Below are 13,619 nucleotides of genomic sequence, written 5' to 3' on the forward strand. Positions count from 1 at the left end.
CGCAGGGGCGTGACGCCGCCGAACTCCTGGGCCAGGCCGAAGTTCACGCAGATCGACTTGGCGTGGCCGATGTGCAGGTAGCCGTTGGGCTCAGGCGGGAAACGGGTGACGATCTGGGTGTGCTTGCCCGAGTCCAGGTCTGCCTGGATGATCGGCCGCAGGAAATTGACCGGCACGGCAGGGCCGGACTTGGCATTCGAGGTAGGGTCGACAGTGGGCTTGCTCATAGGATCCTTGACTTACATGTGCGCGGCCGCAAAGGGGGCCAGACAAAACAAAGCCGCTATCATAGCCGATGCTGTCAAGGGGCTGACAGAGCAGGCCCTATAAAGGAGTGCATTTAATCGCAGGGTTTTCGAAAAACAGCCTCGAAATTCGCGCCTGTCACGCTAAACTGCGCACCTTGGCCGATGCAGGCTGAACCGGTTTCGGGACTGAATGTCCGAAAACCACGAATTCCTTATAAAGAGTAATGACCATGACTCAAGTCAAACTGACCACCAACCATGGCGACATCGTCATCGAACTGAACGCTGAAAAGGCGCCGATCACCGTCGCCAACTTCATCGAGTACGTTAAAGCCGGTCACTACGAAAACACCGTTTTCCACCGTGTCATCGGTAACTTCATGATCCAGGGCGGTGGTTTCGAGCCAGGCATGAAAGAAAAGAAAGACAAGCGCCCAAGCATCCAGAACGAAGCTGACAACGGTCTTTCCAACGAGAAGTACACCGTTGCCATGGCCCGCACCATGGAGCCGCATTCGGCTTCCGCACAGTTCTTCATCAACGTTGCCGACAACACCTTCCTCAACCACAGCGGCAAGAACGTTCAGGGCTGGGGCTACGCGGTATTCGGTAAAGTGACCGCCGGCACTGACGTTGTCGACAAGATCAAAGGTGTTTCGACCACTTCCAAGGCCGGCCACCAGGACGTACCAGCAGACGACGTGATCATCGAGAAAGCCGAGATCATCGAAGCGTGATATTGCTGATTTCAGACTTGCATCTGGAAGAGGAGCGCCCGGACATTACCCGGGCGTTTCTGGATTTGCTCGCCGGACGCGCCCGCTCGGCGAGTGCGTTGTACATTCTGGGCGACTTTTTCGAGGCGTGGATTGGCGACGATGCCATGACGCCCTTTCAGCATTCCATCTGCCAGGCCCTGCGCGAATTGAGCGACAGCGGCACGGCCATCTTTCTGATGCACGGCAATCGCGACTTCATGCTCGGCAAGGCCTTCTGCAAACAGGCCGGCTGCACGCTGTTGAAGGACCCGAGCGTCGTGCAGTTCTACGGCGAACTGGTGCTGTTGATGCACGGCGACAGCCTCTGCACCCGCGACGTCGGTTATATGAAGCTGCGTCGTTACCTGCGCAACCCGATCACGCTGTTTATCCTGCGCAACCTGCCGCTGAGCAGCCGCCATAAACTGGCGCGCAAACTGCGCAGCGAAAGCCGCGCGCAGGTACGGATGAAGGCCAATGACATTGTTGATGTCACGCCTGAGGAAATCCCGCGGATCATGCAGGAATACGGCGTGAAAACCCTGATTCACGGGCACACCCATCGCCCGGCAATCCACAAGTTGCAGCTCGGTGAGCAGGCGGCGAAACGGATTGTGTTGGGGGATTGGGATCGTCAGGGTTGGGCGTTGCAGGTGGATGAGAACGGGTATGCGTTGGCGCCGTTCGATTTTGCCCCGCCGCCAGCCCTGCCTGCCCCGGCAATCTAAAACTCAAGCACAAAACAAATGTGGGAGCGAGCCTGCTCGCGAAAGCGTTGTGTCAGGCGCTTCATTGCTGAATGACACACTGCATTCGCGAGCAGGCTCGCTCCCACATTTGATCGTGTTGCAGATCAGTGCCCGGAAGCGGCCGGGCCTGCCTTGGCGGCAAACGGCGGTTTCGCCAGCCACACAATCAGAATCAAACCCATAAAGCCCCAGCCCAACAACGTGAAGTAATCCACGGTGGAGAGCATGTACGCCTGGCTGGTCAAAATCTGATCCATCTGTGCATAAGCCGATTGGCTCGCACCGCCTAAATGATTCAAGGTCTCGCGGGTCGCCGGTTCGAAGGTGCTGATGCTTTCACTCATGTACGCATGATGTTGATCGGCCCGGCGAATCCAGATCCACGTGGTCAGCGATGCCGCAAAGCTACCGCCCAAGGTCCGCAGAAAAGTCGCCAGCCCCGCACCGTCGGCAATCTGGCTCGGCGGCAAGTCCGACATCAGGATGCTCAAGGTCGGCATGAAGAACAGCGCCACGCCAATGCCCATGAACAGCTGCACCAGAGCGATGTGCTGGAAGTCCACCTCGTTGGTAAACCCGGCGCGCATGAAACAGCTCAAGCCAATCGCCAGAAACGCCAGCCCGGCCAGCAAACGCAGGTCGAACTTGTTCGCGTACTTGCCGACAAACGGTGACAGCAGCACCGGCAGAATACCGATTGGCGCCACCGCCAGCCCCGCCCAGGTCGCGGTGTAGCCCATCTGGGTCTGCAACCACTGCGGCAGGATCAGGTTGATGCCGAAGAACCCGGCGTAACCCAATACCAGCACCAGTGTGCCGATGCGGAAGTTGCGATGGGCGAACAGGCGCAGATTCACCACCGGGTGCTGATCGGTCATTTCCCAGATGATGAACACCGCCAGCGCGATCACCGAAATCGCCGCGCCAATGATGATGAAGTTCGACTCGAACCAGTCGAGGTCATTGCCCTTGTCGAGGATCACCTGCAACGCGCCGACGCCAATGATCAGCGAGATCAGACCGACATAATCCATCGGCTGACGGCTGGTTTCCACCGGCCGTTTGGCCAGCTGCGAACGCACCACCATCACCGCGAAGATGCCGATCGGCACGTTGATGAAGAAAATCCACGGCCAGCTATAACTGTCGGTAATCCAGCCGCCGAGAATCGGCCCGGCAATCGGCGCGACCACCGTGACCATCGCCAGCAACGCCAGGGCCATGCCGCGCCTCGCGGGGGGATACACGGCAATCAACAGGGTTTGCGTCATCGGGTACAACGGACCGGCGACCAGACCTTGCAGGACACGGAAGCCGATCAGCTCGGGCATCGATGTTGAAATACCGCAAAGGAACGAGGCCAACACAAACAGCATGGTCGCCCAGAGAAACAGCTTCACCTCACCGAAACGGCGGCTGAGCCAACCGGTCAACGGCAGCGCAATCGCGTTACTCACGGCGAACGAGGTAATCACCCAGGTGCCCTGCTCCGAACTCACCCCAAGGTTGCCGGAAATGGTCGGCAACGCCACGTTGGCGATGGTGGTGTCGAGCACTTGCATGAACGTCGCCAGCGACAGACCGATGGTGCTGAGCAACAGGCTGGGCGGCGTGAAAGAGGCGTTATTGCTCATTGTGAATCCTATGAAACCTGATTGGCGCCGTGCCTGTTAAAGACACAGCTGCTCTTGTGGGAGTGAATCCTGTGGTGAGGGGATTTATCCCCGATGGGTCGCGAAGCGGCCCCACTTTTGATTCAAAAAGCCGGGCCTGCTACGCAGTCCATCGGGGATAAATCCCCTCACCACAAGGCTCACTCCCACAGAGGTTAGATTCAGCGTTGCGCGGTTTTGCTGACCGCAGCGCTGTTGTCGTGGATCAGTTGCGCAATCATCGCGTCGGCTTCGGCCAGTTGGCGGTCGTAGACGTTGGTGCTGAACGAGGCTTTTTGCGGTGGCTGCTGAGCCAGCACCGGGCCGCTCTGGTCGTGCAGGTTGACTTCAACGTTGGTCGACAGACCGACACGCAACGGGTGTTTGGCCAGTTCTTCGGCGTTGATGTGAATGCGCACCGGCACCCGCTGAACAATCTTGATCCAGTTACCGGTGGCGTTCTGCGCTGGCAGCAAGGCAAACGCGCTGCCGGTACCGGCGCCAAGGCTGTCGACGGTGCCGCTGTATTTCACGTCGCTGCCGTAGATGTCGGACTCGATGTCGACCGGTTGACCGATGCGCATATCACGCAGTTGGGTTTCCTTGAAGTTGGCATCGATCCACAGTTGATCCAGCGGGATCACCGCCATCAGTGCAGTGCCCGGCTGTACGCGCTGACCGAGTTGGACAGTGCGTTTGGCCACGTAACCGGTGACCGGTGCGATCAAGGTGCTGCGCGCATTGGTCAGATAAGCCTGACGCAGATCGGCGGCGGCCGACATCACGTCCGGGTGCGACGAGACCACGGTGTCATCAACCAGCGCGCTGGTGGTTTTCAGTTGCTGTTTGGCGTTGGCCAGGGCGTTCTGGGCCGAGGTCAGGTCGTCGCGGGCGTGGGACAGTTCTTCCTGGGAAATCGCCCCGCCCTGCGCCAGGTTTTTCCGGCGGTTGTAGTTGTCCTGGGCTTTCTGCACTTCCGCCTGTTGCGCGTTGACCTGGGCTTTCATGCCATCAACGTTGCTGTACAAGCCGCGCACCTGACGCACGGTGCGCGCCAGTTTCGCCTGGGCACTTTGCAGACCGACTTCGGCGTCATTCGGGTCGAAGTTGATCAGCACCTGGCCTTCGTGAACCAGATCACCATCGTCAGCACCAATGCTGACTACAGTGCCCGTCACCAGCGGGGTGATTTCGACGACGTTGCCGTTAACGTAGGCGTCGTCGGTGCTTTCGTTAAAGCGCCCGATGAACTCGTGATACGCCCAGACGCCAGCGCAGGAGAGGAGGACGACAACGGCCAGCACCAGCAGCATGACTTTGCGCTTGCGCGGGTTGCCGGTGTCGGGGGTGTTGCCTTGAGCTTGGGTGTTTTCGGCAGTGGCCATGACAAATACCTTGAATTAGTTGTGCGGCGTGGCTGGGGTGGCGTTGGCTGCGGTCAGGGTGTCACCCTGGAAGCCGCCGCCCAGCGCTTGCATCAGTTGAATCGACAGGTCGATCTGCTCGGCATTGAGGTTGGCCAACTGACGCTGGGCCTGCAGCAGCTGCTGCTCGATGCTGAGCACGTCCAGGTAGTTGCCGATGCCGGAACCGTAACGCTGGACGACGGTGTTGTAAGAATCCTGAGCAATCTCGGTGGCGTGTTGCTGTGCACCGATCTGCCGGCCGATGTCACGCAACTGATTGATCGTGTCGCTGACATCGCCGAGCGCTTTCACCAGACTTTTGTTGTACTGCGCCACCGCCAGATCGTAATCGGCGTCGCGCGCATCGAGGTTGGCGCGCAGGCGCCCGCCATCGAAGATCGGCACCGAAATGGTCGGGGCAATGTTGAAGAAGCGACTGGCCGAACCGAACATCGCGTCACCCAACAAAGATTCGGCACCGGCCGAGGCCGTGAGGTTCAAGTTGGGATAGAACTGGGTTTTCGCCGAGTCGATGTCTTTGCTCGCCGCTTCGACGCGCCAGCGTGCAGCGACCAGATCCGGGCGACGACCGAGCAGCTCCGCCGGCAATACCGACGGCACCGCAACGGCGCTGGCTTGCAGGACTTTCGGCCGGGCGATTTCGCTGCCGCGATCCGGGCCTTTGCCGAGCAGCACAGCGAGCGCGATTTTGGCGCTGTTGAGGCGTTTTTCCGCATCGATCAGGCTGGCTTCGGAGCTGGCCTCAAGGCTTTGCGTTTGCTGGAACTGGTACTGGCTGTCAATGCCGGAGCTCAGGCGACGCTGGCTCAGGTCGAGCATTTGTTTAGTACGCTTGAGGTCGTCGTTGGCCAGGTCATAAACGATGTGCGCCTGACCCAGATCGCTGTAAGCACGGGCGACATCAGCAGCCAGCGTCAACTGCGCGGCCTGACGGTCGACTTCAGCGGCGCGGGCCTGACCGAGTGCAGCTTCCCACGCATCGCGCTGGCCGCCCCACAGGTCGAAGTTGTAATTGAAGCCGGCGCTGACATTGCGCACGGTGGCGTAGGCATCGCCCTGCCCGCGCGGGTCCTGATCCTTGGCCAGACGCGAACGGCTGATGCCGGCGCTGGCGTCGAGGGTCGGATACCGTGCCGCATCGGCGGCATACGCGGCGGCGCTGGCCTGATGGGCGCGTGCTTCGGCGATCTGCATGTCCGGGCTGTCTTGCAAGGCTTCGCGGATCAAACCGTCGAGTTGCGGATCGCCAAGGCTGGTCCACCAGTCGCTTTTTGGCCAGGCGGCCGGCGACAGGGTCACGCCGTTGAGGGATTGGCCGACTTTCAGGCTTTTCGCATCGAGGTTCTGACCGTGGGTGTCGAGGCCGCTGTAGTTGGCGCAACCGGCGAGGATCATCGCCGACAGCACCAGGGTCAGGCTGCTGCGCAAGGTTTTACCGCTCATTGTGTTCACCTAGCCGCTGGATAGTGATCGGGTCACCGGCTCCCAGCAGAATTTTCTTGAGGATGTATTCCAGGGTTTTCAACTCGTCCGGGGTAACGGCGCCCGCCAGTTCATTCATCGCGTCGGCGCCGATGTGCGGCAGGCGATCGGCCAGTTGCTGGCCCTGCTCGGTAAGCTTGAGCTGCACCTGACGGCGATCGCCTTCGCTGCGTTGGCGAGCCAGAAAGCCTTTCTGCTCCAGACGATCGAGCATGCGCGTCATCGAACCGCTGTCCAGCGACAGGTGCCGGCACAGTTCGGCCGGGGTATCGACGCCGAACTGCGCCATGATGATCAACACCTTGAACTGCGCGGCGGTGATGCCGTGGGGTTCCATGTGGGTGTCGATGATCTTGTCTTTGAGCAGCGCAGCACGGCCAAGCAACAGGCCGAGATGGCAGTGTTTGAATTCGTCCGGGGTGAAATGCTTCATTTGCTCACCTAATAACTGCCTAGGCAGTGAATGTATGTCGAGATGTTACTGCCTAGGCAGCGAATGTCAACGTAATAGTTAGGTTGCTTGGTAATTAGTTGACCAGTGGACTGGGTTTTTGTGGCGTCCACGTGGACGCCATCGCTGGCAAGCCAGCTCCCACAGGGTTATCGGGTGTACATGAATTTTGTGTACGACACAGATCCTGTGGGAGCTGGCTTGCCAGCGATTGGGGCGACTCGGTGTAATGCCGGTCAGGACTTGTCGGAAGGATTCGCGGGCGGCGGTTGCACCGGATGCACCTCGCGCCCCCGCAAGGCAGTCGCCACATACCCGCAGGCACGTTTGCCCCCCGCGTACAGACCATGCCAGCCCGGTGGTGCCGGCTCGATAGCCGCGTGCAACGCCCGCGCATAATCAAGCACCAGCCCCGGTGTCCAGGCCATGGCCTCTGCGCGTTTACGCACTTGGGCCGCGACCCAGAATTCGGGGCTGATGATGACCCGGGCAAAATCGAGCATGCTCGACTGGCCGCGATTCATCGCCCCCTCGAGGGCCGCTTCGAGGCTGTGGGCGACGGCGCTGGAACAGTTGCGGCTGGTGAGGTTGTACGTGGTGTTCTGCCGATATTCCGCCCAGAACGCCGCCAGTCTCCCGGCATCGTAATGGGCAAAACTGACCTGAGCCGAAGACGGGCACCAGTCGGCAACCTCGCTCGCATAGTCCTGCAGAAACCGGCCCGGGACATTGTTGTTCGGCGTCGCCCGCAATAACCGCACGAAATCCCCCGCCGAACGATCAATGTCATCCTGCGGATAGTGGCTGATGTAGATGTCCGGACCACACGCCAGAGCCGCATGGCCGGCAGAGATCACGCCGTTGACGTCGACCGCCGCGATATAGCGGTTGAGCAGACGATTGCGCACCAAGGTGTCGTCGACGGTGCCGCTGGGGGTCCAGACGTGAATCACCAACGCGTCGCTGCGGGTCGGCGCACTCACTGCAGCAGTACTGGTCAGCGGCAACTGGTTTTTGAAACGCACGGCTTGCCGCAACAACGCGCAACCGGTGAGAAAGAGGCTCATGCCGATGCAAAAAGGCACCGTGCCCTTATACAGCGTCGGATACGGCTCAAGGATAAACACGCCAAAGCCGATTTCGAACAACCCCGCCAGCAGCGACACTTGCCAACCGACAAAGCGCACCACCAGCGCAGCCGCCAGCCTAAAGACCCCATCGATGATAAAAGCCCCGCCAAACAGCACCGCCAGAATCAGCCCAGCGGCATGTTGCCGGTCGACGATCAGCAGTCCCAGCAAGAGAAAAGCCAGTCCTCGCCCTCTGCGCAGGGCCGCAGCGGTCCCGGCTTGCGGTGCCGGCACCAGCAGCAGGATCAGCGCTTCGAGCAACAACAGATAGCCGAAAAGATGCAGCGGAAAATACAAAACACCGTCCAGCGCATCAATGAAGATGCCCACACCGGCCGCACCCCAGACAACGCCCGTCAGCGCCAGCGCGGACCAACGCTTGCGGACGAATTCGTGACCGAGCAAGACCATACTCAAGCGGACCATATGACCTCTCTGGTGAACCGGGGGCTGCACAACCTGCACGGTTTTCAGGCTTTGCTGAGTCTAATACATCGCCGCGTTTGCGCAGACGCGGGAGCGTGTTCTAAGAATCGCCTGATGTCCATCGGCAAACGGCGTGTTTAACGTATGCCGCTCTTTGGCCAATTACGTAAACCCCTTCATGAAGCGTTTCAAACTCCAGCGCCCGCTCCAGCTAACGAAATTGATTCACACGCTATGTCTGTCGTTACTTTTCGCGCCCAGCTACGCAGGCGCGGCTAATTGCTCGTTCTTCCCGGGTCATCATCAAACAACTCTCACTATGCAATTACCCACTACACTTTCGATTCCTCGTGATACACCTAACGGCACCGTAATATATGAAAGTCCTCCATTAACACTTGGACCTACGCCCAGCTCGTATAGATGTACTAACGAGTTTTCATATGGTGTTCAGAACAACGTCGGTGTGTCTAAATCGGGTGACCTTGTTTACGCAATCGGAAACACCGGGCTCGCATGGCAGTGGTCCTCCAGAGAAGGGATAGCCATACCCATTTATCCGGCTATTCGCCGAGCAGCGGGCGGGTACGGATGGGACACCACAAGACACGTGCTACGACTATTCAAAATAGCGGATGTAATCGATGTACAGAAAATCCCGGCAGGAACACTGGGGACTTTTCATGCAGATGGTGTATCACCACTAGCAATGGCGACCAATGGCACAACGATTGTGCCTCAATCCTGTGAAACGCCGGACATCAAAGTAGACATGGGGTCGCATGACATGAGTAGCTTTGCCCACAACGGAGCATATTCTGAGCTGGTCAAATTTGACATCAGCCTTAACAATTGTCCGCCGGGCATAAAAAAAGTAACTTATACACTCAAGCCTACCCCAACTTCTCCCTCGCAAAATTCCACGAGGGGTATCGTACAGCTGAGTGCAGATTCGACTGCTCAGGGTGTGGCTTTGCAAGTACTCAATAGCGATGGAAACCCCTTGGTTTTAAATCAAAGCTATGTATTCGCAGACTATCCCTCTGTGGGAGGCAACTTGAAGATCCCCCTGAGCGCTCGTTACTTTCGCGTCGCTGAAACAGGTGGCAATGGTGGGTTTGACAAGGGCATGCGCGCCGGAACAGCCAACGCAACGATTGCATTTGTCATGAGTTACCTTTGAATCCATTGATGCGTTGCTATAGCCAATTGTTTGCGCAGCTCTCTTTAAGAATCGTCTGATTTTCATCATGCCCGGCCGCTTCTACTGTGCCGGGATGCGATTGAAGAACTACCTCCATCAGATCAGCCCGATCCTGTCCTCGCCCGATGCGGCGCGGCGTCTGCTGCGCATTTTTGCCCTGGTGCTGCTGGTGGGCATTCTCGGCGGCGTCTACAGCTTTCTGCTGTTTACCTTCAACAATGAGATTTCCCAACGGCGCAGCTACATGAGCAGCGCCATCGCCGAAGCGCATACCTTTTTCACCACCCGCGAAGCACTGCTGGAAAGCCTGAGCCTGTCGGCTACGCACATGGCCAACATGGATTTGCCGGTCTCCGAGGAAGAGATCCGCCTGCTGCTCGGGCAAGCGCCGGGGCAGCAATGGAGCATCTGGCTGACCCGACGCATGCGCGATTACCTCAAGGCCCGGCAGCTCAACCTGGTCTACGTCAGCAGCGGCCCCCGGACCCAAGTGTTGCGCCTGTACAACGCAACCGCGGTGATCGGCCGTGTCCCCGAGACCATGCTCGAACAACTGCAGACCCTCAAGCACCACAACAGCGGCAACGTCAAAGAACTCTGGCTGACCCATGCCGCCGACGGCCACTCGCAGCTATACATCTTCATTCGTCTAGACGCGCGCGATATCAACTCCGGCTGGCTCGGCCTGGAAATGGACGACCGCGAAGTCTCCAGCGCCCTGAACGACCACAGTGCCGGCGAGTTCACCATGTTCAACTCCCAAGGCAAACCGCTGTTCAGCAACAGCCACAAACCACCGCCAGAACAGCACCTGCCGTTGCTGCGACAACAGGATTTCTTCGGCTTCGTCGGCGATGGCTGGCTGCCCGAGCAATTGGTGTTGCGCAAGCAGCTGAAATCCTCGGACTGGCAGCTGACTTACTCCATCGACTTGCTGGCGGTACTGCGCGCCCTGTGGCCACAAATGCTCGGCGCGCTGCTGTTCTGCGTGTTGAGTATCAGCCTGGTGTGCCTGTTGGTCCGACGTCTGGAGCATCGTTTCATTACCCCGGCAATCCAGCGCATTCAGGCATTGGTGGAAAGCGAACTGTTCAGCCGCGACGTGATTCAGACCGCGCCGGTGGCGCTGTGCGTGCTGCGCCGCAGTGACGGTCAAGTGGTGCTGGATAACACCCTCGCGCGGCAATGGCTGGGCCAGTGCAGCGAGCAACTGGGCGCCGGCTGGATCCGCGATGCGTTCGACCAACACTCGCCGTACCTGACCGATTACTTCGAGACTGCCGACGGTCGTCACCTGTACCTGAGCTGTGCGCCGACCCGCTATAAAGGTGAAGACGTCTTGCTCTGTGCGTTCAGTGACATCAGCGCTCGGCGACAGATCGAAGCAGCACTGGAACAGGCACGCCAATCGGCCGATGCCGCCAACGAAGCCAAGACTTTGTTTCTGGCGACCATGAGCCACGAAATACGCACCCCGCTCTACGGCGTGCTGGGCACCCTGGAGTTGCTCGCGCGCACGCAACTGGACACTCAGCAGAAAAGTTACCTGCGGGCGATCGAAGGATCATCGGCTACGTTGCTGCAGTTGATTTGCGACGTGCTCGATGTGTCGAAGATCGAGGCCGGGCAACTGGCGCTGGAGCTGAGCGAGTTTTCCGTCCCGGAACTGGTGCACGAAGTGGTGCAAGGCTATGCCGCCGCGGCGCAAAGCAAAGGCCTGCAACTCTATGCCTGCCTGGACCCGCAACTGCCTGAGCGCTTGATCGGCGATGTCAGTCGGGTGCGGCAGATCCTCAACAACCTGCTGAGTAACGCGGTCAAGTTCACCGATTCCGGGCGCGTGGTATTGCGGGTCAGACTGCTCGCTCGTGAAGGCGAACGCGTGAGCCTGCAATGGCAGGTTTCCGACACCGGCAAAGGCATCGCCCATGACGATCAGGCGTTTATTTTCGAGCCGTTCTACCAGACCGCCGGCAACACCAATGTCGCCGCCGGCACAGGCCTCGGTCTGCCCATTTGCCAACGTCTGACGCACTTGATGAACGGCACTCTGCGCATGGTCAGCGAGCCGGGCCTGGGCAGCAGTTTTTCCCTCAGCGTGCCGCTGGAGCAACGCTGCGGCAACGCACCCTCTACTGCTTTGCCGCCCTTGGCCGCGGACCTCGTCTATGTCGTTTCGCCCGTGCGCGAACTGGCCGACAGCATCAGCGGCTGGTTGCGCCGCTGGGGTGCCCGCGTGCATATCGGCGCACCGGATAGCATCGAGCCGGATTCGACGGCGCTGCTGCTGGAGCTGTATCCCGCAGCCTTCGGACAGCGCCCGAACCTGGCATGGCGTGGGCCGCGCGTACTGGCCAGCGGTGACGGCGCCCATGAGCCGCAGTTCAGCGGCGACGGCTGGCAGGTCAATCTGAATGATCTGCTGGCGATTCAACGCGCCGTTCGCCAAGCCCAGAGCGGCCAGATCGTTCAACGCCCGCAAGACACTGAATCCCATGCCCTGCGCCCGTTACGCCTGCACATCCTGGTGGCCGAAGACAACGTCATCAATCAACTGATCCTGCGCGATCAGCTCGAAGAACTGGGCTGCACCGTAGCGCTGGCCAGCGATGGCGAAGAGGCTTTGTCGCTGTGGCCCGACGCTGCGTTCGACATCGTCCTGACCGACGTCAACATGCCCCGCCTCAACGGCTACGAACTGGCCAAAGCCCTGCGGCGCCTCGGTTGCAGCATCCCGATCATCGGCGCGACCGCCAACGCCCTGCGCGGTGAGGATGCGCTGTGCCTGGCCGCTGGGATGAATCACTGCCTGGTCAAACCTTTTACGCTACGAGCCTTGTTCGCTGTCCTGGCTCCCTACGAACGAGTCGCTCATGAAGCCCTGTAGCATTCTGATTGTCGAAGATCACCCCTTCCAGCACCTGTACTTGCAGAACCTGTTCAGCGAGTTGGGTGACTTCGATCTGGCGTGCGCCAAGGACGGCGAAGAAGCACTGGACTGCCTGAAACAACGCGACTTCGATCTAGTGCTCACCGACCTGCTGATGCCGGGCATGGACGGCGTGCAATTCATTCAGGGCCTTGCCGCCCAACGCTCACGTCCGGCATTGGCGATCATGAGCGCCGTCTCACGACGCATGCTGATGGGCGCGAGCCTGGTGGCGAGCAACCTGCAAGTGAAAGTCATCGGGCTGATTTCCAAACCGGTGAATGCTGCCGCCCTGCGTTGCCTGATCGATCAATTGCAGGCGCTGCGCCAAAACGTCCCGGCGGCGACCCATCCCGGCATCGATCGCCAGAGTATCTGCAACGCCCTCGACAACGGTGAACTGCAAGCCTGGTTTCAACCGAAGAAGGCCTTGAACAATGGCCGGATCGTCGCCGCCGAAGCACTGGTACGCTGGAACCATCCTGAACATGGCACGATGCTGCCCGGGGTATTTTTGCCGGCGTTGATTGCGTTCGGTCTCGAAGAGCCATTGCTCTGGTGCGTGCTGAAACAAGCGATTGCCGCCCAAGCCATCTGGCGCGAACAGGGCTATGACATTCCGGTCTCGGTCAACCTGCCCACGCACCTGCTCAACAGCCACGACCTGCCCGACCGCATCCTCGCTTTCGTGCTTACCAACCAAGGCCTGCCCGCGCGGATCTGTTTCGAATTGATGGAGTGCTCGGTACCCGACGACATCAGCAACTTCTACGCCGGCGCGTGCCGCTTGCGGATCAAGGGTTTCGGTCTGTCGCAGGACGATTTCGGCAAGGGCTACAGCTCGTACATGAATCTGGTGTCGGCGCCGTTCACTGAATTGAAGATCGACCGCACGCTGGTGCAAGGCTGCAACGCCAACGAGGAATTGGCCCAGGCGCTGACCAGCATTGTCAGCCTCGGTCGCCAGTTGGGTCTTACGGTGGTGGCCGAAGGCGTAGAAACCGCACAAGAACTTGCTCTGTTGCGTAAAATCGACTGCACTCAGGTTCAAGGTTTCCTGATCTCCCACGCCGTTTCAGCCGATCAGTTCCAGCACTTGCTGACCCACGACGGGCCGGCGAACGCCTGGTGAGCGGCACGTGGCTATTGTTGAACGTCGCTCG

Annotated in this window: 11 protein-coding genes; 5 read left to right on the forward strand and 6 right to left on the reverse strand. The window is 59.5% G+C overall.

Annotated features, from left to right (window positions below; translation table 11 throughout):
* Positions 1-227, reverse strand: a 227-nt coding sequence (locus tag ACIOWE_RS13260) for a glutamate--tRNA ligase family protein (RefSeq protein WP_401391875.1), incomplete at its 3' end; no start/stop codon positions are given.
* Positions 228-478: 251 nt separating this feature from the next.
* On the opposite strand from ACIOWE_RS13260, the gene ACIOWE_RS13265 reads away from it, so the two are divergent.
* Entirely contained in the window at positions 479-985 is a 507-nt protein-coding gene (locus ACIOWE_RS13265; RefSeq protein ID WP_150652315.1) for a peptidylprolyl isomerase, read from the forward strand.
* Entirely contained in the window at positions 982-1,734 is a 753-nt protein-coding gene (gene lpxH / locus ACIOWE_RS13270) for a UDP-2,3-diacylglucosamine diphosphatase (protein WP_401391879.1), read from the forward strand. The genes ACIOWE_RS13265 and lpxH overlap by 4 nt, the downstream gene beginning before the upstream one ends.
* Positions 1,735-1,859: 125 nt before the next feature.
* Here lpxH and ACIOWE_RS13275 read toward each other — a convergent pair whose 3' ends face one another.
* From ACIOWE_RS13275 to ACIOWE_RS13295, 5 genes are all read right to left on the reverse strand, one after another.
* Positions 1,860-3,389 (reverse strand): DHA2 family efflux MFS transporter permease subunit, encoded by a 1,530-nt coding sequence (locus ACIOWE_RS13275; RefSeq protein ID WP_201237647.1) that lies wholly within the window; start codon positions 3,387-3,389, stop codon positions 1,860-1,862.
* Positions 3,390-3,589: 200 nt separating this feature from the next.
* Positions 3,590-4,792: an efflux RND transporter periplasmic adaptor subunit gene (locus ACIOWE_RS13280; RefSeq protein ID WP_401391882.1), complete on the reverse strand. Its 1,203-nt coding sequence runs from the start codon at positions 4,790-4,792 to the stop codon at positions 3,590-3,592.
* Positions 4,793-4,807: 15 nt separating this feature from the next.
* Complete coding sequence (locus ACIOWE_RS13285) at positions 4,808-6,277, reverse strand: efflux transporter outer membrane subunit (RefSeq protein ID WP_401391885.1); 1,470 nt, start codon at positions 6,275-6,277, stop codon at positions 4,808-4,810.
* Positions 6,267-6,749, reverse strand: coding sequence for a MarR family winged helix-turn-helix transcriptional regulator (locus ACIOWE_RS13290; protein ID WP_201237644.1), 483 nt, complete (start codon positions 6,747-6,749; stop codon positions 6,267-6,269). Before ACIOWE_RS13290 ends, ACIOWE_RS13285 begins: the two co-directional genes overlap by 11 nt.
* Before the next feature lie 254 nt (positions 6,750-7,003).
* A complete protein-coding gene (locus tag ACIOWE_RS13295) occupies positions 7,004-8,323 on the reverse strand; it encodes a hypothetical protein (RefSeq protein ID WP_401391889.1) in 1,320 nt (439 codons plus the stop codon).
* 610 nt (positions 8,324-8,933) lie between these two features.
* Between ACIOWE_RS13295 and ACIOWE_RS13300 the strand changes: the two genes are divergently transcribed.
* The 3 genes from ACIOWE_RS13300 to ACIOWE_RS13310 all read left to right on the forward strand — a co-directional run bounded on the left by ACIOWE_RS13300 (position 8,934) and on the right by ACIOWE_RS13310 (position 13,588).
* The gene (locus ACIOWE_RS13300) at positions 8,934-9,506 is read left to right on the forward strand and encodes a fimbrial protein (RefSeq protein WP_201237642.1); all 573 of its coding nucleotides are present in this window, start codon (positions 8,934-8,936) and stop codon (positions 9,504-9,506) included.
* Positions 9,507-9,600: 94 nt separating this feature from the next.
* Positions 9,601-12,414 (forward strand): ATP-binding protein, encoded by a 2,814-nt coding sequence (locus ACIOWE_RS13305; RefSeq protein WP_401391892.1) that lies wholly within the window; start codon positions 9,601-9,603, stop codon positions 12,412-12,414.
* Entirely contained in the window at positions 12,401-13,588 is a 1,188-nt protein-coding gene (locus ACIOWE_RS13310) for an EAL domain-containing protein (protein ID WP_401391895.1), read from the forward strand. The genes ACIOWE_RS13305 and ACIOWE_RS13310 overlap by 14 nt, the downstream gene beginning before the upstream one ends.
* Positions 13,589-13,619: the final 31 nt, after the last annotated feature.

Origin of the sequence: Pseudomonas sp. NPDC087598 (genome assembly GCF_044743525.1) — a bacterium.
Taxonomy (GTDB): Bacteria; Pseudomonadota; Gammaproteobacteria; order Pseudomonadales; family Pseudomonadaceae; genus Aquipseudomonas.